Genomic DNA, 22,046 nt, shown 5'->3' with positions numbered 1-22,046 from the left:
AGCCCCGTTTCCGGGGCTTTCGTTTCGATCGCGATTACATGCAGGCTTTGCAACCTGCAGCGATGGACAGCGAGTTGCTTTGTTGGTTACCAACACCGGCGGCGTTGTTGTAACCAGCGTTGCCGGAGAAGTTGTTACCAACGTTGGAGATGTTTGCGTTGTTGGTCACAGGGTTTTTCCAGCCGTCTGGGGTCAGCACTTGTTGCGTGGTTACACCGGCGAGACCGAAGATGCCGACAGCTTCAAAGGTCGCTTTCTGATCTTTGCTGCCGCCGTTGCCGCCATGACCACGGTCGTTGTCGCCATAACCGCCACCACCATGGCCGTTGTCGCCTTCGATGGTCGCTTTGCCAGCTGCCACGAATGCGCCGGCAGCGGTGAAGGTGCCTCTCAGAGTATCGGTTTTGTAGGTTTGAGTGCCGTTGTTGGACACAGTCAACCCAGTGGAGCTTTGGTTGGCAGCGGCAGCAGCGTTAGCTACACGACCACCGGACACAGCAATGGCCAGGTTGTTTTTCTGTTGGTTAAAGTTGCCGGCACTGTTGTTCACACCGATGTTGCCGGAACCACCGTTACCCACGTTGTTGAGGTTGGCATTGTTGGTTGTCGAGTAGTTGGCAACCGCGTTGTTGTTGTTGACCTGAGTCGCGCTGGAAACGGACACGGCACTGCCGAAGATGAAGCTTTCGTCGGCAGTTGCCAGTGCAGCGGCGTTGTCTTGTTGGTTGCCATCGCCGGCGGTGTTGTTCATGCCGACGTTGCCGTTGGTGCCGTTGGCGGAGTCGCGAACGGAGGCATCATTTTTGGTGCCTTGGTTGCCAACCAGGTTGCCATCGCTGTTCTGCGTGTCCAGTACGGCAGCACCAGCGCCGGCGCCGATTTGCAGAAGTTGTTCCAGGGTAGGGCCTTTTGGTTCATGGTTGCCATGACCATTGCCGTGCCCGTTACCATGATCGTCATTACGACCGCCTGCCTGTGCTGCGATTGCCATCACTGCTGCAAGTGCGAAAACCAGTGGTTTGAGAGCCATTGTAGGTTTCATGGTGTTTCTCCATCGTGCTTATTAGTTGGTTAAGTGTTGGTACTTTCTAATTGCACTGCTTTTGTTGTTTGGGTCAGTCAGCGACCCGGATGCTCAGGGTGTTAGCCATTCGGTTCCCCACCCCGGCACTCTGGTTCACCTGGATTACCCCGCGGCTGCCGGTGAAGGCCTGATCACTTGTCGTGACCTGGCGACTGCCGGGTGAGGTACCAGTTGCTCCTGAGCTCGGTAAAAGCGCCACGTTCTGTTGCGAAAGGGCACTGTCGTCAACGCTCTGCGGGGCAGCACTGATGCTGACGCGCGTGACGTTGGCCATCTGGTTGTTGGCCCCGGCACCCTGGTTCACGCCCAGAATCCCGTTGCCATTACTGAAAGAGTTGCCGCCGATGGTTGCACTGGCGTTTGTCGACGGATTGCCGGGCGTGTCGATGTGTTGACGGACAATCGTGGTGGCGCTGGCCGAAGTACCAATGGCGATCGCTTTGGCGTTGGTCTGCTGCATCTGGTCGCCAGCGGCCTGGTTGACGTTGTAGTTGCCGCGGTACTGGATACCAGTGTCCTGAATGTTCGCGTTGTTCACTGAGTTGGGGTCGGCCGCCATGGCATTCGCACAGCCGAAGAGAGCAAGCAGCAGAAGGGTGCGATTCATCTTATTGGCCTCCAGCCATGCGGGTCAGCGGGGCGAGGCCTGCACCCATCGCGCGGTTAACAGTGTTGGAGATCGTGCCGCCGCTACCACCGCCGTGGCCGGCACCCATGCCTGGCAGGCCATTGGGGTTGGTCAGAACGTTCATGCCGGGCAGACTGGAGCCGGGTGTGGCGATGTTGCCTCTGATGGTCGCGCCGCTGGCCACACTGGCGAATTCACCGTCATTGAGTTCGGTGCTGGTCATCGCCTGATTGATGCGACCCGAAGGGTTGGCATTGACGGTGGTTGGGTAGGGGTCTTTGCCGCCGCTGCGACCGATGGGAATGGGCTGAACATCGCGATTGAGAACGATCACGCCATTGCCTTCTGCCTGCACATTGAAACTGACCAAAGTGCTGGCGGCTGATCCGATCAGCAGAAGGCAGGTCAAACCTTTCTGGATATTCCCCACGGCTACATTCCTTCTTCAGTGGGCTGGCCCTAGTCAGCGTTGTGAAGGAGAGAGCGAAAGCTGTGCCGCTTTTGAAATCTTTCTGATTTTCAATGGGTTAAGAAATAAATCCGCAGGGCTGATACACCACCTGTTTCACGGTTGAAACACGCACGGTCGCGCTGACCTGTCTATTGGCTGAATAAAGCTCTGGAACAAGGGTTTGCGCGATGGTGTTTCAGTTGCGTAACAACTGCGATGACGAATCCGTGAATCGTGCTGAAACGGCACCTTTGCACTCGGACGAGTGTTTCAGGAATGGACACTTTGCCCCCAAAACAGGGGAAAACGTCGGGGAAGCTGACCCATTGAGCGGGTCACTCGGCCAGCAGTTGCTCGACGGCGGCAAATGCGCGCAACTGGCGTTCGGCCCAATTGCCCTGGATGACCTGAAAGTGTTGGTGGTGGTTTTCCAGCCAGTCTTGCGTGGCCCGGTAAAACGCCAGTCGCTCGTCCAGCTCCGGTTGGCAGCGCTGACCGTCATCGGTCCAGTCGATCTGCTCTGGCGAAAGTAAAAGATGCAGGTCGTAATGCCGCGCCAGCAACTCGGGCTCGAGCCAGTCCGGGCAATCGCCGAACAATGTCTGGCTCCACAGGATGTTGCTCAGCAAATGAGTATCGAGAATCAGCAGCGACGGCTGCTGCGCCCGCGCCTGATCTTCCCATTGCAATTGGCCCTGAGCGATGTCAGGGATGTCGGCCAGGCAGGTGTCACGGGGATTGAGTTCTATGAAACGACGCACGTATTCATCCACGCGCACCCCGCCGAAGCGCTGTTGCAGGCCCGCCGCCAGCCAGCTCTTGCCGGTGGATTCGGGGCCGGTCAGGACCACGACCTTCATGTGCGCAGCGCCGGGTCAGCGCGCCATTCACGAAAGCCTTGAATCGCCAGCAGGGTAAACAGACCGTACAGCGCAGCGGTGAGGTACAGCCCCTTATAGATGAACAGTCCGACAAAGATCACATCGAGCACGAACCACAGTGCCCAGCATTGCAGGCGTTTCTGCGCCATCCACAGCTGCGCGACCAGACTGAAACCGGTGAGCGCCGCATCCAGCCACGGTTGCGCGGCGTCCGTCCAGTGGGCCATGGCGGCGCCGAGCAGCAGGCTGCCGACCGCGCCAACGCCGAGGCCGATCAGGATAGAGCGTTGATCGAGACGCGTGACCTCACGGCCGTCATGCATCGTCCCGGCGCGGGTCCATTGCCACCAGCCATAGACTTGCAGGGCGGCGTAGATCACTTGCAGCAACATGTCCGAGTACAGCTTCACTTCAAAGAAGATCCAGCTGTAAAGCAGCACCATGACCAGACCGATCGGCCAGCACCACGGATTCTGTTTGACCGTCAGCCAGACGGCGATCACGCCGAGCGCGGCGGCAAACAGTTCAAGCCCGGACATGGGGGTTCCTTGGGGGAGTGAAAGAAGGGGGCGGATTGTACCCAGAGACATCGCGAAGGCGTTAGTGCATGTACTTTCTGCAGGGAATGACCTGTGGCGAGGGAGCTTGCTCCCGCTCGGCGACGAAGTCGTCGCACGTTCGGCTAATGCGGTCTGTCAGCGGAACCGCATCAGGCCGGGTAGGGGCGCTTCGCACCCCAGCGGGAGAAGCGCCCTCGCCACAGTTTTTCGGTGTCAGCGTTTAGACGCGGAACTGGCGCAGGAGGGCGTTGAGTTGTTCACTCAACTGGCCAAGTTTCAGGCTGGCCGCGCTCGACTGTTCGGCAGCGATCGCTGTGCTGTGCGAGAGGCCGGCCGCCTGGGTGACGTTCTGATTGATGTCCTCAACCACATGCGCCTGCTGCAGCGTAGCGCTGGCAATCGACGCATTCAGACCATTGAGATTACGCAGCGCCTGGCCAATGGCATTCAGACTCGCACCGGCCAACCCGGCTTGTTCGATGGTCAACTGCGACGCCTTGCTGCTGTCGCCGATTACCTTCACAGCGGCTTCGGAATGGTTCTGCAGGCGTTCGATCATCGACTGGATTTCCGCCGTCGACTTCTGCGTACGCTGTGCCAGCAAGCGTACTTCATCCGCCACCACGGCAAACCCGCGACCTTGCTCACCGGCGCGCGCCGCTTCGATCGCGGCATTAAGCGCGAGCAGGTTGGTCTGTTCGGCAATCGAGCGAATCACTTCGAGTACGCTGCCGATCTGTGTGCTTTCGGCGGCGAGGGTGCGGATCACTTCAACCGCTTGATCAATAGTGCCGGACAGCTTGTCGATCTGCTGCAAGCTGCCGTCGATGTTGATCTGGCCCTGTTGCGCCTGCGCCTCGGCATCGCGCATTTCCGCGGCGGCGTGTTCGGCGTTTTTCGCCACGTCCTGGACGCCATAGGTCACCTCGTTGATCGCGGTAGCCACCAGTTCCATCTGCTGCGATTGCTGCTGGCTGCGTTGCTGCGCTTGCGAGGCGTCGTTGCCCAGCTCGCTGGACGACTGGCCCAGCGCACTGGCCGACACCTGCAAATCACCGATGACCCGCCGCAGCTTGGCAGTAAAGGCGTTGAAGTGATGCGCCAGTTCAGTGACTTCATCCTTGCCGTGGGTATCGAGGCTGCGGGTCAGGTCGCTTTCGCCACTGGCAATGTTGGCCATGGCGTTCACGGTTTCCTGCAACGGGCGGACGATGCTGCGCGCGATGAGGATCACCAGCAGCGCCATGATCACGGCAATCGCCAAGCCGATGACCGTAGCCTTGATCACTTGAGCCCGGAATTCTGCCTGCACGTCGTCAACGTACACGCCGGAGCCGAGCACCCAACCCCACGGTTCGAACAGTTTGACGTAGGAGGTCTTGGCCACCGGCTCACTGGCACCCGGTTTCGGCCAGCGATAATCGACCATGCCGGCGCCCTTGGACTTGGCGATGGCGACCATTTCGTTGAACACCGCAAAGCCGTCCGGGTCGCGGATCGCCGAGAGGTTCTGGCCTTCCAGTTTCGGGTTGGTCGGGTGCATGACCATCACGGGCGTGAGGTCGTTGATCCAGAAATAATCGCTCTGGTCGTAGCGCAGGCCACGAATCGCCGTCAGCGCTTGTTTCTGTGCGGCGTCTTTGGTCAGGGTGCCGGCGGTTTCGAGGTCGTGGTAATAGCTCAGCAGGCCGCTGGCGGTCTGCACCACGTGTTGGGTTTTCTGGGCCTTGGCGTGATAGAGATCGTCTTGGATCTGCTTGAGCATTAACACGCCCAAGGTCAGCAACATGACCACCGCCACAATCAAGATGAGCCACAAGCGTCGGCTGATCGACACACTGCGCAAGCTGTTCATAACGCTGTCACTCCGGATTCTTGTTCTTGTAATAAACGACCGCCAGCATCCAATCACGATTTCGTGAGCAGGCATACGCGACCCAAGTCGTATAACGCGGCGGCGTTATTAAGGCTTGTCTGTTAGGATTTCGGCCCCGCGCGTGAAAACCTGAATCCAAATTGATATTTCACGGAATTTTGACCGTTTCGTGTGGATCCTGTGCGCGGAATCGGTACAGCCATTTGCAGCTACGCTGATCGCAGTGAACGCTAGAAAAATACTATCGGAGCATGCCCACGCGCATCGCTCTTTGGGGGATTGATGGATCTTTGGACCGCCTTGCAGGCACTGATACTAGGAGTTGTAGAAGGGCTGACGGAGTTTTTGCCCATTTCCAGTACCGGACACCAGATCATTGTTGCCGACTTGCTCGACTTCGGCGGCGAACGGGCCATGGCGTTCAACATCATCATCCAGCTCGGCGCGATCCTCGCGGTGGTCTGGGAATTTCGGCGCAAGATTCTCGACGTGGTCATCGGCTTGCCGACCCAGCCGAGCGCACGGCGTTTCACCGCCAACCTGCTGATCGCGTTCCTGCCCGCCGTGGTGCTGGGGGTGATCTTTGCCGACCTGATCCACGAATACCTGTTCAACCCGATTACCGTCGCGACCGCGTTGGTGGTGGGCGGTATCATTATGCTGTGGGCGGAAAAGCGTCAGCATGAAGTGCACGCCGAAACGGTCGACGAGATCACCTGGAAGGACGCCTTGAAGGTCGGTTTCGCCCAGTGTCTGGCGATGATCCCCGGCACTTCGCGTTCCGGCTCAACAATCATTGGCGGGTTGCTGTTCGGCCTGTCGCGCAAGACCGCCACCGAGTTTTCCTTCTTCCTTGCGATGCCGACCATGGTCGGTGCGGCGGTCTACTCGGGGTACAAGTACCGCCATCTGTTTGTGCCGGCGGACTTCCCGGTGTTTGCCATCGGTTTTATCACCGCGTTCATCTTCGCGATGATCGCCGTGCGCGGCTTGCTCAAGTTCATCGCCAGCCACAGCTATGCGGCGTTCGCCTGGTATCGGATCGTCTTTGGTCTGCTGATTCTGGCGACGTGGCAGTTTGGCTGGGTTGACTGGGCGGCGGCCAGGCCATGAGTGATTCCCGCGCACGCCGACCTGAAGGACGACCTTCGGGTGGCAACAACATCCAGCATCTGAAGCTGAAACTGCTGGTTCTGCTGATCGTCTGCGCGCTGCCGTTGTTCGGCTCAGTGTCGATGTGGCTGCACGGGATCTCGTTGGTGCCGCTGACGGTCTACGGCGTGGTCAGTGTGTTGGCGTTCTTCATGTACTGGGCGGACAAGCGCAAGGCGCGCGCTGATGCCTGGCGCACGCCGGAGAACATCCTGCATGCCGTGGAACTGGCGGGCGGCTGGCCGGGTGCGTTGATTGCCCAACAGGTGTTCAGGCACAAGACGCGCAAGGTGTCGTTTCAGATTCTGTTCTGGGTGATTGTGCTGCTGCATCAGGTGTTCTGGATCGACCAGTTGTTTCTCGGCTCGAACCTGCTGACGCTGTTTTGAACACACCGCAATTCCCTATGTAGGAGCTGCTGAAGGCTGCGATCTTTTGATCTTGCTTTTAAAAGATCAAAGTCAAAAGATCGCAGCCTTCGGCAGCTCCTACACAGGGGGATTGGGGTTAGAGCAATAAACCGATTTGGGTTTTCTTCGGCAACTTGCTCACCACCAGTTGATGCGAGCGCTGCAGCAACCCTTGCAATTCCTCAGCTCCCAACGGGTAGGGCGGGTGCATGATGATCCACTGCGCCCGCGCCAGATACGGCGCCGGATGAATGCCGGGACGGTCGCAATGGCCGAGAAAAAGATCTTTATCAACCTTTAACGCCAGCGAGTCACCGCGCAGTCCCTGCAAGGCAAACATCTTGTTGCCGGCAATCGAAAACACCCGCACGCCGCCCCACTTGTAATCTTCCCGAGCACCCGGCAATGCCAGGCAGAACGCCGCCACGTCGGCTTCGCTCATCTTTCCCTTGCTCATAACAACCGCTCCCCACAGGCATTGAACGATTCGACCAGATGATCGATCCACGCGCGTACCGCCGGCATCACCCCGCGCCGATGCGGATACACCGCTTGCAGCCAGCCACCGGGCAGTGACCACTCTGGCAACATCTGCACCAGGGTGCCGCTTTCCAGCTCCGCTTCGCAATACATCATCGGCAACAGGGTAAACCCCTGACCGGCGAGGACGCAGGCCTTGCGCACGACAAAATCGTCGATGCCCAGGCGAGCCTCCATGTTCAGTTCGAAACTGTGGCCTTGCTGATCGAGCAGGCGCACATGCACCATACGATCCGCCTCCAGCGCGCCCAGCACCGGTAGATGCTTCAGGTCTTGCGGATGGTTGATCGTCTTGCCCTGTAAAAACGCCGGGCTGGCCACCACCACCATCTGCGCCTGACGCAAACGCCGGGTCACCAGCAGCGGATCCTCGTCACCGTGTTCACGTACGCGCAGCGCCACATCAAAGCCTTCGCCGACCAGATCGACCCGGCGATTGAGCAGGACGACTTCCAGTTGCACCTGAGGGAATTTGCCGAGGAAGTCACTAATGACCCACGGCAACATTTCCCGGGCCAGACCTGTAGGGCAGGAGACGCGCAGCCGACCGCGCGGCTCACTGGACATGCTCGCCACCGCCTCATCGGCCATTTCCGCTTCCAGCAACATCGCCTGACAGTGACGCAAGTAACGTTCGCCAACCGCGGTGAGATTGAGTTGTCGGGTGGTCCGTTGCAGCAAACGCGCGCCGAGGCGTTCTTCGAGTTCGGCAATGCGCCGTGACAGCCGGGACTTGGGAATCCCGAGCAATCGCCCGGCTGCGGCAAAACCGCCGGCCTCGACGACTTTGGCGAAATAGTAGAGATCGTTGAGGTCTTGCATCAGGGATATCCGACTGTTCTATCAGTGGGACAAACTATCGCATTTCAGGCGGCTAATCATCCATTGGTTTCTTGCGTAGGATTGTCTCCATTCCGTCGCCACCGGCGATTCCTTCCAGGAGATTCCACATGAAACTGCTGCATATCGATTCGAGCATTTTGGGCGACAACTCGGCTTCCCGTCAGTTGAGCAGTGAAGTCGTCAAAGCCTGGCAGGCCGCCGAGCCAAGCGCCGTGGTGACTTACCGCGATCTGGCCGCCGACGCCATCAGCCACTTCTCGTCGACCACCCTGGTTGCCGCCGGCACCACCGCTGAACTGCGTAACGCCGCACAACAGCACGAAGCCGAACTGAGCGCTTCGACCCTGGCCGAGTTCATCGCTGCCGACTCCGTGGTGATCGCCGCTCCGATGTACAACTTCACTGTTCCAACCCAGCTCAAGGCGTGGATCGACCGCGTTGCTGTTGCCGGTCAAACCTTCCGTTACACCGAAGCCGGCCCTGAAGGCCTGTGCGGCGGCAAGAAAGTGGTGATCGTCTCCACGTCCGGCGGCATCCACGCCGGCCAAGCCAGCGGCATCGCTCACGAAGAGTACCTGAAGCTGGTGCTGGGCTTCCTTGGCATCACCGACATCGAAATCGTCCGTGCCGAAGGCCTGGCGTATGGCGAAGAAGTGCGCAACAACGCGCTGACCGCTGCACAAGCGAAGATCAGCGAGCAACTGTTCGCCGCCGCGTAAGGCTTGCGTAAAGAACAGCTGATGTTCAGGTAACCCCCAAAAAACTTTGTATTCTGGTTCCGCAAGGGGCGAATACGGAGTTTTTTGTTTCTAGCTGTTACATAATCTGGCCCGGGTTATGCAGTCACACAATCAGCGTCTGAGTGCATTGTCGTACCGGAACACCGAATCCCCGGGGTTTCAGGCCCGCAACGCAATGGAACTTTCGATTGAGTAACAACAGGGTGGGGCATCCCATGATGCGTCTTTGTGCAACGTTACTGATTTGCCTGCTCGGCAGCCTTGACACAGTGCATGCCGCGCCTGGGCGACACCCGGTCTGGAGCGTCGGCTATCACGAGATGACGTTTCTCGATCCGCTCGACCTGCAACCGATGCGCGCCATCGCCTTTTATCCTTCCAGCGACCGTGAACACCTGAGCCTGCTCGAGGGTTATTCGGTCGAGGCCGGCGAAGACACCAAAGTCGCCATCGGCCGTTTTCCGATGCTGATGCTGTCCCACGGCAACACCGGCACGCCACTGGCGCTGCACGACCTCGCGACCTCGCTGGCACGCAAAGGCTTTGTCGTGGTGGCGGTGATTCACCCCGGCGACAACTCCAAAGACCACAGCCGACTCGGCACCCTGAGCAACCTCTACGGGCGGCCGATCCAGATTTCCGAGGCCATCACCGCGACCCTGGGCGACCGCATGCTGGCGCCGTACGTCAACGCCGATCAGGTCGGGGTGATCGGTTATTCCGCGGGCGGTGAGACGGCGTTGATTCTGTCCGGGGCGCAACCGGATCTGGATCGCCTGCGTCGTTATTGCCAAGAGCGCCCGGACGATCGTGATGCCTGCAACACGCAAGGTGAGTTGATCGTTGATCGGGATGACCTTCAACCGGTGGCCGATCCGCGCGTGCATGCTTTGCTGTTGATGGCGCCGCTGAGCCTGAAATTTGGCCGTCACACCTTGGCCGATGTGCATGTGCCGGTGCTGCTCTACAGCGGCGATGGCGACAAATTGGTGGCGTTCGACAAGAATGCGGCCGCGCTGGCGCGCAAACTGCCGACGGCGCCAGACTTCAAATTACTGGCCGGGGCAGGGCACTTCGTGTTCATGGCGCCGTGCAACGAAGAGCAGATTCGCGCCATGCCGGCGCTGTGTACCGATGCTGATGGTGTGGATCGCGAAGATATCCATCGCAACCTCATCTCAGAGGCTGGACGGTTCTTCTCCCACACCTTGGGTAAACCGACCCGGGCCGGCATGCAAACCGCAGATCAATGATCAAAAGATCGCAGCCTTCGGCAGCTCCTACATGGGAATACCGTTCAACCTGCAGGAGCTGCCGAAGGCTGCGATCTTTTGACTTTGCTTTTCAGCTTGTTGCCCGGCGCTGGAGCAGCAAGGTCAGCCCCAACCCGATCACCGACAACAGTGCCGCACTGAAGAATATCCACGCATACCCCAGATTCAACGCCACCGCGCCCATCAACGGCCCGGCGATTGCCAGCGCCAGATCGAAGAACACCGCATAAGCGCCCAACCCGGAACCACGACTGGAACTCGGCACCTGCTTGATCGCCTCGACGCCCAGCGCCGGGTACACCAGTGACAAACCAAATCCCGTCAGTCCAGCGCCGATCAAGGCAAACCCGGTCGACGGGGCCAGCCACAACAACACCAGGCCCACGGTTTCGATGGTCATGCAGGCAATGGCTGACCGGAAACCGCCGAAACGACTGATCGCCGAAATAAACATCAGCCGCGACAGGATGAAGCACACGCCAAATACCGTCAGGCAGTACGCCGCGCCGGTCCAGCCACGGTTGAGATAATAAAGTGTGATGAAGGTGGTCAGCGTGCCGTAGCCGATCGAGGCCAGGGTCAGGCTGGCGCCATACGGGGCGATTCGCCCGAACACCGCCCAGAATGGCAGGCGCTCGCCGCGTATCACCGGCACCGAAGGCTTGTTGCGGATCAGCACCAGTGCGCCGGCGGCGAGCACTGTCAGCGCGATGCCGAGGCTGGTGAAGCCATAATCGGCGACCATCACCACACCCAATGGCGCACCAATGGCAATCGCGCCATAGGAGGCGATGCCGTTCCAGCCGATCGATTTTGCCGTGTGTTCGACACCGACCTGGCCCATGCACCAGCTGATCGTGCCGACGCCAATCAAGCCCTGCGCGATGCCGAGCAGCAAACGGCCGATGATCAGAATAATCAGGCTGGCCAGCGCAAAGTCCTGCAGCAGCGTGGACACCAGCGTCAGCAAACCGCTGAGGACAATCCCCCACAGGCCATAGATGATTGCCCGTTTGGTCCCGAGCGTGTCCGACATGCGCCCGGCCATCGGCCGGCTGAGCAGGGTGGCCAGGTACTGCGAGCCAATCACCAGCCCGGCGATGACCGCGCTGAATCCCAGTTGCTCATGCACATAACCGGGCAACACTGCGATCGGCAGACCGATGCAGAGGAACGCAATAAAGGTGTAGAACACGATGGAGACGATCTGCAGGGTGATCGCCATGGAGCTTTGCGGTGGCAGTTGCTGCGCAGACATGAGGACTCGTTCGCGGGCGGCGGCGGGAGAGTTCGCATCATGGCGTGGGTGTGGGATAAAAGGAAGCTGGCTAACTATTATCCTGAGAATTGATGTCGCGGCGGATGGCCCCTTCGCGAGCAGGCTCGCTCCTACATTTGAAATGCGTTCCTCCTGTAGGAGCGAGCCTGCTCGCGAAGGTATCCGCACCAGCAAATCACTGCCCTTGGAATGCAAAAAGCCCCGTCACATGGACAGGGCTTTTCAGTTTTCAGCAGCTTTTTAGAACACCACGCCCTGACTACGCAGGTAGTCATCGTAGGTGCCGCTGAAGTCAGTCACGCCATCCGGGCTCAGCTCGATGATGCGCGTGGCCAGGGACGATACGAACTCACGGTCGTGGCTGACGAAAATCAGCGTGCCCGGGTAGTTCTCCAGCGCAAGGTTCAGCGCCTCGATCGATTCCATGTCCAAGTGGTTGGTCGGTTCGTCCATCACCAGCACGTTCGGCTTTTGCAGGATCAGCTTGCCGAACAGCATGCGACCTTGCTCACCACCGGAAATCACTTTGACCGACTTGAGGATCTCGTCGTTGGAGAACAGCATGCGCCCCAAAGTACCGCGAATCATCTGCTCGCCCTGAGTCCACTGACCCATCCAGTCGAACAGGGTGACGTCGTCTTCGAAGTCGTGTGCGTGGTCCTGAGCGTAGTAGCCCAGTTCCGCAGCGTCGGTCCACTTGACGCTACCGGCATCCGGGGTCAATTCGTTGACCAGGGTGCGCAGCAGGGTGGTTTTACCGATACCGTTCGGGCCGATGATCGCTACGCGCTCGCCGGCTTCAACCTGGAAGCTGAAGTCTTTGAACAATGGCTTGCCGTCGAAACCCTTGGCCATTTTTTCGACCATGACCGCCTGACGGTGCAGCTTCTTGTTCTGCTCGAAACGGATGAACGGGCTGACACGGCTGGAAGGCTTGACCTCGGCCAGCTGGATCTTGTCGATCGCCTTGGCGCGGGAGGTGGCCTGCTTGGCTTTCGAGGCGTTGGCCGAGAAGCGGCTGACGAACGATTGCAGTTCGGAAATCTGTGCTTTCTTCTTGGCGTTGTCCGACAGCAGTTGCTCGCGGGACTGGGTCGCCACGGTCATGTACTCGTCGTAGTTGCCCGGGAACAAGCGCAGCTCGCCGTAATCCAGGTCAGCCATGTGCGTGCACACGCTGTTCAGGAAGTGACGGTCGTGGGAGATGATGATCATCAGGCTGTTACGCTGGGTCAGCACGTTTTCCAGCCAGCGGATGGTGTTGATGTCCAGGTGGTTGGTCGGTTCGTCGAGCAACAGCACTTCCGGATCGGAGAACAGCGCCTGCGCCAGCAACACGCGCAGTTTCCAGCCTGGCGAGACTTCGCTCATCGGGCCGAAGTGCTGCTCGATGCCGATACCCAGGCCCAGCAACAGTTCACCGGCACGGGATTCGGCGGTGTAGCCGTCCATTTCGGCGAATTCGGTTTCCAGCTCGGCCACGGCCATGCCGTCTTCTTCCGACATTTCCGCCAGCGAGTAGATGCGGTCGCGCTCGGCCTTGACCTTCCACAGCTCTTCGTGACCCATGATCACGGTATCGATCACGGTGAATTCTTCGTAAGCGAACTGGTCCTGGCGCAGCTTGCCCAGACGCACGTTCGGCTCGAGCATGACCTGACCGCCGGACGGGTCGAGGTCGCCGCCGAGGATTTTCATGAAGGTCGACTTGCCGCAACCGTTGGCGCCGATCAGGCCGTAGCGGTTGCCCGCGCCGAATTTGACCGAGACGTTTTCGAAGAGCGGCTTGGCGCCGAACTGCATCGTGATGTTAGCTGTGGAGATCAATTACCTTACCTATCAATGGGTTAGAGCTGGTTTTTTTTGCCTGATACCGATTTTGATACCAATCTGGAGCTTTTCCAGCTCCCCCCAGTCTGAGCTTGAGTTGAGCCAACGCGCATACGTCGTCAGCAACATTTGGACGCTGTGGCCAAGTTGCTGAGCGATGAATGCGGGGTTCATGTTGGACATTAAGCATATTGTCGCATAAGTATGACGGCAGTTGTACGGCGGCCGATGAGGCATCGTTGAAGCTCCCAGCGCTGTCCTCCATTGTTTGTGCTGGTCTGACTTCTGCTTTGCATTGCACGATTGCGGACAGTATGCCGAGCTCATTCGGCCGGGATCATTTTCAGAATCGTCTGCTATAGGCCAGTAGCCAGTTGTTGGCCGCCCCGGGTCGGTCCCATTAGCGAAGTGCAAAAGAGCGGCCGGGCGGGTGCGTCAGCATCCACCCGCACATTCTCAAACGCTGCCATCAGACTTTGACAAAAAAAGCCGGGCTGACTTGACTGGCTATCAGGATTTACTTGCCGCCCGCCCGGCATAGTTCAGCACGAATTGCACATGAGCCTTCACACCGGTGGCCAGGGTGGCGTCATCGACGGAAAAATAAGGGCTGTGATTAGGTGCTGCCTTTTGCATGTCCAGCCCCTCCGGCGTTGCGCCAAGAAAAACGAACAGCCCGGGCACCTTTTCCGCATAAAGCGAAAAGTCTTCGCTACCTGGCTGAGAGGATGAAAGGCGCTCGACCTTCCCTGGCGCTGCCAGCTCCAACGCGGGGACCATCGCTTCAGTCAGGGCAGGGTTGTTGGAGGTCACTGGCGCGTACTGCATCACTTCAAGGTCAGTCTTGACTTCGTAGGCACTGGCGATCCCATTTACCAACGTCGGGAGTTTCGCGAGGATGGTGTCTCGTATGTCTGCGTTATTGGTTCTGATGGTGCCGGACAGTATGACCGTTTCCGGAATGATGTTAGTGGCGGTGCCTCCGTTGATGGAGCCGACGCTGATGACACCCAAGCCTTTGCTCAGGTCGATACGTCGGCTGACCAGGGTTTGCAGACCGTCGACGATTTTCTCACTGGCGACAATCGGGTCCACGCCCGTCCAAGGCGCCGAACCATGAGTCTGCCGGCCGTTTACTGTGATGCGAAAATCATCTGCGCTGTTCAACGCCGTTCCTGACTTGAAGTACAAGTGTCCGGTCGGGTAGGCAGACGTGACATGGATGCCGAAAATAGCTTCGACCTTGGGTGATTGAAGGGCTCCGTCGCGAATCATTGCCTTGGCGCCCAAGACTGCGTTGGCGTCGAAATCATCCACGTCTGCGGCACCTTCTTCGGCAGGCTGGAACAGGAAGACGACAGTGCCAGGTACTTCATCACGGTGTTCGGCGAGTACTCTGGCGGCACCCAGTAGCATGGCGGTGTGGGCGTCATGGCCGCAGGCGTGCATGACGGGGACGGTTTTGCCAAGGCGCACGCCCTGCACTTTGCTGGCGAATGGCAGTCCCGTCATTTCCTTGACCGGCAGTGCATCCATATCGGCGCGCAGAGCGACGACCGGGCCAGGTTTGCCACCCCGGAGAATCCCTACCACGCCGGTCTTGCCTACGCCGGTACGGACATCTATGCCCCAAGACTTAAGCTGCTGCGCTACCAGCGTGGACGTCTTGACCTCCATGTTTCCCAGTTCCGGGTTCTGATGGATGGTGTGGCGCAGGTCGATCACTTGCGCGCTCGCCAAGTCGACGGCGGTATCGACCCAAGGGGCCTCTGCTGCGTTACATAGCGTGGTAGAAAGAACAGCGAGAACGGCGAGTGAAAGAGGGGCTTTAGTTTTCATGCGTGGTTATCCCGTAGATTTTTTTTGTTAGAAACCCGCGATCCCTTGCGGATCGGGGCAGGTGTCGGTCAATCGGCAGCGAGTGCGTAAACCAGTGGTCAGAAAATCTGCAGCGGCCACTCCACGACGACGATGGTCATGGTGATGTCGCCATCGGGTTGGCCCCCAATGGCATTGTGCATTCCCCGTCGAAGACGAAAGCTCATGTCTTTCGCCGGGCCGCTCTGGATGACATAGCGTGCTTCAAGATCAAGTTCTTTGTGTGAGGCATCGTCAGCATTCGCCCATGCGCCGTAGTGCTCATTGGGGGAGCTATGGATGTCGTAGCCGTAGACATGGCGACCCATGAAGCTCAAGCCTGGAAAGCCGTACGGCGCCATGTCCAGGTCGTAACGAAGTTGCACCGACTTTTCATTAGGGCCGTTGAAGTCAGACGCCATGACCGCGTTGTTCAAGTAGATCGAATTGCCGAAAGCCCCGGAGCCATTGTTACCAAAGCCGATGTAGTCAAACGGGGTATCACCGATGATGTGCTCGAAGGCGAGGGTGAATTTGTGATTGAGCACCGAATACGCCACGAGGCCGGAGTAGGCTGTCGTGTCGATCAAACCCGCATTGGCCTGCCCTTCGTCGCGTGTGTGGTAGAGGTTCCCCTCGATAGAGATACGGCTCCCTTGACTGGGCTTCCACGCATACGTGGCGCCGACATACAGTTGACGCCAGAGGTCGCTGAACTCTGAGCCGTAGAGGCTTACGGTCCCTTGGTCATTCAGCGCATACCGGGTGCCTGCGAAGTCGACTGAGCGTGTCTGCACATTGGCGTAGTTGGCCCACAGTCCTCCCTTGCTGCTGGTCGAGGCGGGCTCTGTCCCCGCCGTAAAGTGCCCGCCCTCCAGCAACAGGCTCTGGATGTCTTGGCTGACCAGATGAAAGCCGGTAGCCGTGCTCGGCAACAAACGTAAATCGGCTGTCGCGAAGACCGGGTTCAGGAGCTCCATTTGCCCGTAACGCAATTGAGTTTTCGCGTAGCGCAGCTTGACCAGTGCGCCGGACTTTCCATAGGAACGCATGGCCTCGCCCTGATCGTTCAGCTGGATATTCCCGTAGCCTGCGTGACCGTCGCCGCCATCAAGCTTGATACCGCTGTAGCCGAACGCATCAATACCAAGACCGAGCGTGCCCTGGGTGAAACCGGAAGAAAAACTGAGCCGTTCACCCAGGGACAAATCCCGTGGATCACGTCGATTGCGCGGTCTCTGGTCATGTCCATCGCCAAGTATTCGGGTGTTTAAGCCATTCAAGCGGCTGACCAGCTTCAGATGACTGTCCGCCAGGAAACCCTGTTCATCAGCAACGCAGATTCCAGAATTAACAGCCGAGCAGGCAATAACCAGCGGCCACAGAAATGAGGTACGCGACATTTGAATATCCGTTTGATTCGAGAGCGCTTGAGCGCCTGTTTTTATTATTCAGCCGAGGAGGTGCACCGCGACTGTTGTAGTTTGCTTAGTCGAGGCGTTTGCCCGCTGTTTCCTTGATCATCGCCAGGCCGGCGAGCGTGGCGCAAAGGCAGATCATCACGTACAGGGCTGGTGCATGCTTGTCGCCAGTCAGGCTGATCATGCCGGTGGCGAAGAATTGGGCGAAGCCACCGAATATCGACACGCCGATGCAATACACCAATGACAGCCCCGTGGCGCGAATGGCGCGAGGAAACAGTTCGGTCAGCATCACCACGGAAGGTACGGTAATCATCACCAGCAGGAAGGTGGTGAAGATGGACACCATCATTAGCGTGGAGAGTGTCGGGAAGTGGGTCATCAAAACAAATGCCGGGTAAATCAGAATCAGCATAGGAATGCAGCCCATGGCGATCGTGCGACGTCGGCCAATCCGGTCACTGAGCTTGCCCGCCCAGAGCGACAAAAAGATCTGCACCAAGGCGCCGAGGCAGGAAGCGCCTATGCCGACCTGCAGGGGCAGGTGCAACACGGCGACCGTGTAGTTCGTCATGTAGTCGAGGACGATGTAGCTTGTGGCGGTCCCACCGATAGCCATGAGTACTCCGGCGATCAGCGCGCGGCGATGGTGAGTCAATATCTGTCGCAGCGGCGGCTTTTCACCCGGTGAAGCTTCGGCTGCAGTTTCTTGCAGGTGGCGACGAATGTAGACACCCACCGGTAGTACCAGCAGGCCGACCAGAAACGGCATTCGCCAGCCCCAACTTTCCAGGGCATCGGCGCTGAGGCTGGCACTCAAGGCCAGGCTGATCAGCGACCCCATGAGGAAACTCAGCCCCTGGCTGAAGAATTGCCAGCTGCCATAGAAGCCGCGATTGTGATCGTCGGCGTACTCCATCAGCATCGCCGTAGAGGCGCCTACTTCACCGCCGATAGCAAAGCCTTGTATCAGCCGGGCGCAGACGATCAACAGTGGAGCAGCCAGGCCGATCTGAGCGAAGGTCGGAGTCACCGCCAGCGCCGTCGAACCCAGTGCCATCAGGCACAAAGTCAGCAACATCGCCGGCTTGCGCCCCGCACGGTCGGCGTACGCGCCAATGATCAGGCCGCCAAGAGGGCGCATGACGAAGCCCAGACCAAACGTCGCGAGCGCCAGCAGCAACTGGCCGATCTCGCTTTGGGCAGGAAAGTACTGCCGCCCGATTAATGTGGCGAAAAAGCTGAACACCGAGAATTCGAAGAATTCCAGTGCAGAACCGAGGGTAATGGCAGCAATTGCACGAGAACTCAGGGTAGGGCGAACGACGTTAGCCTGGACCACCTGTGGGTTTGCGCTAATGGACATGACAACTCCTTTGATCGCCGCAGCGGCTGCAGCGATGCCGGCAGATGGTTGGAATATCAGGCTAGGAAGGTTTCAACCAAACGCACCCAATAGCTCGCCCCCAATGCCAGGCAGTCATCGTTGAAGTCGTAACCGGGGTTATGAACCATGCATCCGCCTTCACCGTCGCCGTTCCCTATGACCAGGTAGCAACCGGGGCACTGCTCCAGCATCACAGCGAAGTCTTCGCTGCCCGTCAGAGGCGACATGTCTCTGAGAACGCCGTCATTGCCTAACCAATCCAGAGCCACCTGGCGCGCAAAGGAGGTGCTCACTTCGTCATTGATCAGCGCGGGGAAGCGCTGCGATTCGTCGACTGTGACAATCGCATGGGCACCGAAACTTGTCGCCTGTGCTTGAGCCACGGCGGTGATGCGGTCAATCAAGAAGTCGCGCACGTCGAGTGTCAGCGCCCTTACGCTCAATTGCAGTTCACATTTGTCCGGGATGACGTTGGGGGCGATTCCGGCATGAAAGGAGCCGACCGAAACCACCGCGCAATCCAGAGGGTTGATGTTGCGTGACACGATGCTCTGCAGCGCCAGGACAATGGCCGATCCAACGAGAATGGAGTCGGTCGCTTCGTGCGGCATTGCTCCGTGTCCTCCCACGCCGTGGATTGTGATGGTCACCGTGTCGGTCGATGCCATGAATGGGCCGGTACGAAAGCCGAATTTGCCGACCGGTAGTCCTGGCATGTTGTGCATCGCAAACACTGCGTCACAAGGAAAAAGCTCGAACAGACCGTCTTCCAGCATTCGGCGCGCGCCACCATCACCTTCTTCTGCAGGCTGAAAAATAACGTTCAACGTGCCATCGAATTTACGGCTTTTCGCGAGGTGCTTGGCTGCCGCCAGCAAAATGGCAGTGTGACCATCATGGCCGCAGGCATGCATGACGCCCTCATTGCGGCTGGCATAAGGCAAGCCGGTCTGCTCAACGATGGGCAGTGCGTCCATGTCGGCGCGAAGGCCGATGCTCTTATTGCCGGAGCCCTGCCTCAATCGCCCGACGACCCCGGTACCTCCCAAACCCCGATGAACTTCATAGCCCCATTCCAAAAGTTTGCCAGCGATCAGGTCGCTTGTGGCGAACTCTTCAAAGCTCAACTCCGGGTGAGCGTGCAAGTGTCGGCGCAGCGCAATCATCTCTTCTTCGATCGCTTTGATATCGGGTAACACGCATGGGTGAGTCATATTTCTTCCTTGTTGTTATGGAAATTGACGGGCATGCTTCGAGCCCGATAATAGGCAGCACGCCCAGCTGCAGGCAGTCGCAATTTGGTTGGACTGAAAACCACTGGTTTACGGTCGGCAACAAGGGAAAAGCCATGAAACTCCATCAGTTGCAGGCATTGGTAGCCGTTGCGGATTGCGGGAGCATTCGCGCTGCAGCCCGTCAAATCGAGGTGTCCCAGACTGCTGTGGCCAAGGCGTTGCGTGAGCTGGAAAATGACTTGAAGTTGCCTCTGCTCGTTCGCAATGCCAGTGGCGGGGTGCTCACCCAATATGGTCGCTCGTTGCTGCTGCACGCCAGGCAAATGCTCAGCCAACTGGAACAGGCAAAACTGGAGTTGACGCATCTTCGCGGCCAGGCCGAAGGTCACTTGCGGCTCGGTATTTCGCCCTGGATGGGGCTGACGCTGCTGCCAGAGGCGGTGCTGCTGTTTCGGCAACGGATGCCGCAGGTACGGCTTGAGATTTTCGAAGGATTGATGGCTGTCACGCTGCCGCGTTTACGTGAAGGCACAATGGAACTTGCGATAGGTCTTGTGTCTGCGCTGCTGCCCCGTCTGGAGTTCACGTGCGAGCCATTGTTTTCCTATGAAATGGCGGTTGTTGCTCGCCATGGGCATCCGAAGCAGCATTGCCGATCGATCCACGATTTGCTTGATCAAGACTGGGTAGTCAACTACCCGGACGCCAACCATGACGTCCTCATGAACGAATTGTTCTGGCAACACGACGCCCACATCGCCATGGAGCGTGTCCAGCGTGCACAATCATTACTGCTGATGAGCGCGCTGCTGGAACAGACGGACATGCTCAGCTATTGCCCCGAGCCGATGCTGACAGTGCCAGGGCTCCACGGGCGTATGGTTCGGCTGGACCTCGATGAGTCATTCGCAACGGACATAATCGGTATTGTCACGTCACGCAATAGCCAACCCGGCATCGCCGCCCAGTGCTTTATCGACTGCATTTTGCAAGTCGTTCGACGGCGGTCACGCTCGTCAAAAATGGAAGACCGCCACCTTTTCGACACGCTGGAACTGTTGATCTGAGCGAAACTGTTTGCACTCGGATGAGGGGCATTCACCAGCGTTTTTTCATGCCCTGTTTCACGTTGTAGGCAAGCACGCTCAAGCTCATCTCGACGTGCACTGCGGCGAACTTTCGGATCAGGAAGCACGTCGCACTCATCCATTGTTTGAGCGTCCAGAAGGGATGTTCACCGTCCACTTTTGGTCTCGCATCATCTCAGCTGCTTTGCTGTGGCGAAGCTGCATCTCTCCCCAATACGTCCTCATGCTCCTGGCGCCGAGCGCGTCGTTCTGTGCTCGATTTGTACTGCCATTTCGGGTGCAAGGTTAAGTGCTGGATGGAAGTGACTTCCAAGGTGCAGCACGGGTTGGGTCTGAGCGAAACAGGTTTAATGGATCCATTAAATGCACAGATTATAGTTTTACTTGACTTGAGTCAGTTATGGAGCATCAAATGGATCCATAAAAACAAGCCTGTCCCGGAGATATTTATGTATCCGAAAAATACTTGGTATGTCGCCTGCACCCCCGACGAGATTGAAAGCAAGCCCCTTGGGCGGCAAATATGCGGTGAAAAAATCGTGTTCTATCGAGGTCCGGAAGGACGTGTTGCGGCCGTCGAAGACTTTTGCCCGCATCGCGGCGCCCCCCTTTCGCTTGGGTATGTCGAGAACGGCAACCTGGTCTGCGGTTACCACGGTCTGGTGATGGGCCATGACGGCAAGACTGTTGAAATGCCGGGGCAACGTGTACGGGGCTTTCCCTGCAACAAGGCGTACGCGGTTGAGGAACGTTACGGATTCATCTGGGTGTGGCCTGGAGAACAGGACAAGGCTGACCCAGCGTTGATACATCATCTGCAATGGGCTGTCAGCGATGAGTGGGCCTACGGTGGCGGGCTGTTTCATATCGACTGCGATTATCGCCTGATGATAGATAACCTGATGGACCTCACACACGAAACCTACGTGCACGCTTCCAGCATTGGCCAGAAAGAGATCGATGAGGCAGCGCCTGTCACGACGGTTCAGGGCGACGAAGTTGTTACCGCGCGGCACATGGAAAACATCATGGCTCCACCGTTCTGGCGCATGGCCCTGCGCGGTAACAATCTGGCCGACGACGTGCCGGTCGACCGATGGCAAATCTGCCGCTTCAACCCACCCAGTCACGTATTGATCGAAGTGGGGGTGGCCCATGCCGGCAAGGGCGGTTACAACGCCGAGCCGCAGCACAAGGCCGCAAGCATCGTGGTCGACTTCATTACGCCGGAAACCGAGACTTCGATCTGGTATTTCTGGGGCATGGCACGCAGCTTCAATCCCCATGACAAAGCACTGACCGAAAGCATCCGAGAGGGCCAGGGGAAAATCTTCAGTGAAGACCTGGACATGCTGGAGCAGCAGCAACGCAACTTGCTGGCCAATCCCCAGCGCAATTTGCTCAAGCTCAATATCGATGCGGGTGGCGTGCAGGCCCGGCGTGTACTGGAACGGATCATCGCCCGTGAGCGGGCACCGTCGGCCGAGCTGATTGCCCGCGTCAACTAGGT

The 22,046-nt window shown here is 58.4% G+C and carries 20 protein-coding genes and 1 pseudogene; 6 read left to right on the top strand and 15 right to left on the bottom strand.

Features of this window, described 5'->3' with window-relative positions; genetic code table 11:
* Positions 1 to 34: 34 nt before the first annotated feature.
* The 6 genes from BK670_RS12520 to BK670_RS12495 form a co-directional block, all read right to left on the bottom strand.
* Positions 35 to 1,042, bottom strand: coding sequence for a heme utilization protein (locus tag BK670_RS12520; RefSeq protein ID WP_123450028.1), 1,008 nt, complete (start codon positions 1,040 to 1,042; stop codon positions 35 to 37).
* A 73-nt stretch (positions 1,043 to 1,115) separates the two neighbouring features.
* Positions 1,116 to 1,691 carry an adhesin gene (locus BK670_RS12515; RefSeq protein ID WP_123450027.1) on the bottom strand — a complete coding sequence of 192 codons (576 nt, stop codon included), beginning with the start codon at positions 1,689 to 1,691 and terminating at the stop codon, positions 1,116 to 1,118.
* Between the two features lies 1 nt (position 1,692).
* A complete protein-coding gene (locus BK670_RS12510) occupies positions 1,693 to 2,142 on the bottom strand; it encodes a hypothetical protein (RefSeq protein WP_123450026.1) in 450 nt (149 codons plus the stop codon).
* Between the two features lie 356 nt (positions 2,143 to 2,498).
* The gene (locus tag BK670_RS12505; RefSeq protein ID WP_123450025.1) at positions 2,499 to 3,023 is read right to left on the bottom strand and encodes an AAA family ATPase; all 525 of its coding nucleotides are present in this window, start codon (positions 3,021 to 3,023) and stop codon (positions 2,499 to 2,501) included.
* Positions 3,020 to 3,583 (bottom strand): nicotinamide riboside transporter PnuC, encoded by a 564-nt coding sequence (pnuC, locus tag BK670_RS12500; RefSeq protein WP_123450024.1) that lies wholly within the window; start codon positions 3,581 to 3,583, stop codon positions 3,020 to 3,022. The genes BK670_RS12505 and pnuC overlap by 4 nt, the downstream gene beginning before the upstream one ends.
* A 241-nt stretch (positions 3,584 to 3,824) precedes the next feature.
* Positions 3,825 to 5,459 carry a methyl-accepting chemotaxis protein gene (locus BK670_RS12495; protein ID WP_123450023.1) on the bottom strand — a complete coding sequence of 545 codons (1,635 nt, stop codon included), beginning with the start codon at positions 5,457 to 5,459 and terminating at the stop codon, positions 3,825 to 3,827.
* A 303-nt stretch (positions 5,460 to 5,762) separates the two neighbouring features.
* Here BK670_RS12495 and BK670_RS12490 point away from each other — a divergent pair, with 303 nt between their 5' ends.
* Together BK670_RS12490 and BK670_RS12485 are read left to right on the top strand one after the other, a co-directional pair.
* On the top strand, positions 5,763 to 6,593 hold the full coding sequence (locus BK670_RS12490) for an undecaprenyl-diphosphate phosphatase (RefSeq protein WP_123450022.1): 831 nt from the start codon (positions 5,763 to 5,765) through the stop codon (positions 6,591 to 6,593).
* On the top strand, positions 6,590 to 7,021 hold the full coding sequence (locus BK670_RS12485; RefSeq protein WP_123450021.1) for a DUF1294 domain-containing protein: 432 nt from the start codon (positions 6,590 to 6,592) through the stop codon (positions 7,019 to 7,021). Before BK670_RS12490 ends, BK670_RS12485 begins: the two co-directional genes overlap by 4 nt.
* A 118-nt stretch (positions 7,022 to 7,139) precedes the next feature.
* On the opposite strand, the gene BK670_RS12480 is transcribed toward BK670_RS12485, so the two are convergent.
* Both BK670_RS12480 and BK670_RS12475 read right to left on the bottom strand, forming a co-directional pair.
* On the bottom strand, positions 7,140 to 7,499 hold the full coding sequence (locus BK670_RS12480; RefSeq protein WP_123450020.1) for an MmcQ/YjbR family DNA-binding protein: 360 nt from the start codon (positions 7,497 to 7,499) through the stop codon (positions 7,140 to 7,142).
* Positions 7,496 to 8,404: a LysR substrate-binding domain-containing protein gene (locus tag BK670_RS12475; RefSeq protein WP_123450019.1), complete on the bottom strand. Its 909-nt coding sequence runs from the start codon at positions 8,402 to 8,404 to the stop codon at positions 7,496 to 7,498. Before BK670_RS12475 ends, BK670_RS12480 begins: the two co-directional genes overlap by 4 nt.
* A gap of 128 nt (positions 8,405 to 8,532) precedes the next feature.
* On the opposite strand from BK670_RS12475, the gene BK670_RS12470 reads away from it, so the two are divergent.
* The gene (locus tag BK670_RS12470; RefSeq protein ID WP_123450018.1) at positions 8,533 to 9,144 is read left to right on the top strand and encodes an FMN-dependent NADH-azoreductase; all 612 of its coding nucleotides are present in this window, start codon (positions 8,533 to 8,535) and stop codon (positions 9,142 to 9,144) included.
* 236 nt (positions 9,145 to 9,380) lie between these two features.
* Positions 9,381 to 10,418: an alpha/beta hydrolase family protein gene (locus BK670_RS12465; protein WP_123450017.1), complete on the top strand. Its 1,038-nt coding sequence runs from the start codon at positions 9,381 to 9,383 to the stop codon at positions 10,416 to 10,418.
* Positions 10,419 to 10,509: 91 nt separating this feature from the next.
* On the opposite strand, the gene BK670_RS12460 is transcribed toward BK670_RS12465, so the two are convergent.
* From BK670_RS12460 to BK670_RS12430, 7 genes and pseudogenes are all read right to left on the bottom strand, one after another.
* Positions 10,510 to 11,697 carry an MFS transporter gene (locus BK670_RS12460; RefSeq protein ID WP_123450016.1) on the bottom strand — a complete coding sequence of 396 codons (1,188 nt, stop codon included), beginning with the start codon at positions 11,695 to 11,697 and terminating at the stop codon, positions 10,510 to 10,512.
* A 261-nt stretch (positions 11,698 to 11,958) separates the two neighbouring features.
* Positions 11,959 to 13,545, bottom strand: a complete 1,587-nt coding sequence (locus BK670_RS12455) for an ABC-F family ATPase (protein ID WP_123450015.1) — start codon at positions 13,543 to 13,545, stop codon at positions 11,959 to 11,961.
* Positions 13,546 to 13,557: 12 nt separating this feature from the next.
* Positions 13,558 to 13,839, bottom strand: a pseudogene (locus BK670_RS29925) (site-specific integrase); the annotation flags it as partial.
* A gap of 219 nt (positions 13,840 to 14,058) precedes the next feature.
* Positions 14,059 to 15,387 (bottom strand): amidohydrolase, encoded by a 1,329-nt coding sequence (locus BK670_RS12445; protein ID WP_123450014.1) that lies wholly within the window; start codon positions 15,385 to 15,387, stop codon positions 14,059 to 14,061.
* A gap of 98 nt (positions 15,388 to 15,485) precedes the next feature.
* Complete coding sequence (locus BK670_RS12440; protein WP_123450013.1) at positions 15,486 to 16,808, bottom strand: OprD family outer membrane porin; 1,323 nt, start codon at positions 16,806 to 16,808, stop codon at positions 15,486 to 15,488.
* An 85-nt stretch (positions 16,809 to 16,893) separates the two neighbouring features.
* Complete coding sequence (locus BK670_RS12435; protein WP_123450012.1) at positions 16,894 to 18,192, bottom strand: MFS transporter; 1,299 nt, start codon at positions 18,190 to 18,192, stop codon at positions 16,894 to 16,896.
* A 56-nt stretch (positions 18,193 to 18,248) separates the two neighbouring features.
* Positions 18,249 to 19,427: a M20 aminoacylase family protein gene (locus BK670_RS12430; RefSeq protein WP_123450011.1), complete on the bottom strand. Its 1,179-nt coding sequence runs from the start codon at positions 19,425 to 19,427 to the stop codon at positions 18,249 to 18,251.
* A gap of 134 nt (positions 19,428 to 19,561) precedes the next feature.
* On the opposite strand from BK670_RS12430, the gene BK670_RS12425 reads away from it, so the two are divergent.
* Together BK670_RS12425 and BK670_RS12415 are read left to right on the top strand one after the other, a co-directional pair.
* Positions 19,562 to 20,515: a LysR family transcriptional regulator gene (locus tag BK670_RS12425; RefSeq protein ID WP_123450010.1), complete on the top strand. Its 954-nt coding sequence runs from the start codon at positions 19,562 to 19,564 to the stop codon at positions 20,513 to 20,515.
* A gap of 470 nt (positions 20,516 to 20,985) precedes the next feature.
* Positions 20,986 to 22,044 (top strand): aromatic ring-hydroxylating oxygenase subunit alpha, encoded by a 1,059-nt coding sequence (locus BK670_RS12415; RefSeq protein WP_123450009.1) that lies wholly within the window; start codon positions 20,986 to 20,988, stop codon positions 22,042 to 22,044.
* The last annotated feature ends 2 nt before the right edge of the window (positions 22,045 to 22,046 follow it).

It is taken from the genome of Pseudomonas fluorescens (assembly GCF_003732425.1).
GTDB classification, from domain to species: domain Bacteria; phylum Pseudomonadota; class Gammaproteobacteria; order Pseudomonadales; family Pseudomonadaceae; genus Aquipseudomonas; species Aquipseudomonas fluorescens_BE.
This window is presented reverse-complemented; position numbering and strand designations above follow the sequence as displayed.

Bases quoted from the DNA above. Each gene is read 5' to 3' on its own strand.
- BK670_RS12520 (WP_123450028.1), bottom strand. From the start codon at position 1,042: ATGAAACCTACAATGGCTCTCAAACCACTGGTTTTCGCACTTGCAGCA.
- BK670_RS12515 (WP_123450027.1), bottom strand. From the start codon at position 1,691: ATGAATCGCACCCTTCTGCTGCTTGCTCTCTTCGGCTGTGCGAATGCC.
- BK670_RS12505 (WP_123450025.1), bottom strand. From the start codon at position 3,023: ATGAAGGTCGTGGTCCTGACCGGCCCCGAATCCACCGGCAAGAGCTGG.
- pnuC (WP_123450024.1), bottom strand. From the start codon at position 3,583: ATGTCCGGGCTTGAACTGTTTGCCGCCGCGCTCGGCGTGATCGCCGTC.
- BK670_RS12495 (WP_123450023.1), bottom strand. From the start codon at position 5,459: ATGAACAGCTTGCGCAGTGTGTCGATCAGCCGACGCTTGTGGCTCATC.
- BK670_RS12490 (WP_123450022.1), top strand. From the start codon at position 5,763: ATGGATCTTTGGACCGCCTTGCAGGCACTGATACTAGGAGTTGTAGAA.
- BK670_RS12485 (WP_123450021.1), top strand. From the start codon at position 6,590: ATGAGTGATTCCCGCGCACGCCGACCTGAAGGACGACCTTCGGGTGGC.
- BK670_RS12480 (WP_123450020.1), bottom strand. From the start codon at position 7,499: ATGAGCAAGGGAAAGATGAGCGAAGCCGACGTGGCGGCGTTCTGCCTG.
- BK670_RS12475 (WP_123450019.1), bottom strand. From the start codon at position 8,404: ATGCAAGACCTCAACGATCTCTACTATTTCGCCAAAGTCGTCGAGGCC.
- BK670_RS12470 (WP_123450018.1), top strand. From the start codon at position 8,533: ATGAAACTGCTGCATATCGATTCGAGCATTTTGGGCGACAACTCGGCT.
- BK670_RS12465 (WP_123450017.1), top strand. From the start codon at position 9,381: ATGATGCGTCTTTGTGCAACGTTACTGATTTGCCTGCTCGGCAGCCTT.
- BK670_RS12460 (WP_123450016.1), bottom strand. From the start codon at position 11,697: ATGTCTGCGCAGCAACTGCCACCGCAAAGCTCCATGGCGATCACCCTG.
- BK670_RS12445 (WP_123450014.1), bottom strand. From the start codon at position 15,387: ATGAAAACTAAAGCCCCTCTTTCACTCGCCGTTCTCGCTGTTCTTTCT.
- BK670_RS12440 (WP_123450013.1), bottom strand. From the start codon at position 16,808: ATGTCGCGTACCTCATTTCTGTGGCCGCTGGTTATTGCCTGCTCGGCT.
- BK670_RS12435 (WP_123450012.1), bottom strand. From the start codon at position 18,192: ATGTCCATTAGCGCAAACCCACAGGTGGTCCAGGCTAACGTCGTTCGC.
- BK670_RS12430 (WP_123450011.1), bottom strand. From the start codon at position 19,427: ATGACTCACCCATGCGTGTTACCCGATATCAAAGCGATCGAAGAAGAG.
- BK670_RS12425 (WP_123450010.1), top strand. From the start codon at position 19,562: ATGAAACTCCATCAGTTGCAGGCATTGGTAGCCGTTGCGGATTGCGGG.
- BK670_RS12415 (WP_123450009.1), top strand. From the start codon at position 20,986: ATGTATCCGAAAAATACTTGGTATGTCGCCTGCACCCCCGACGAGATT.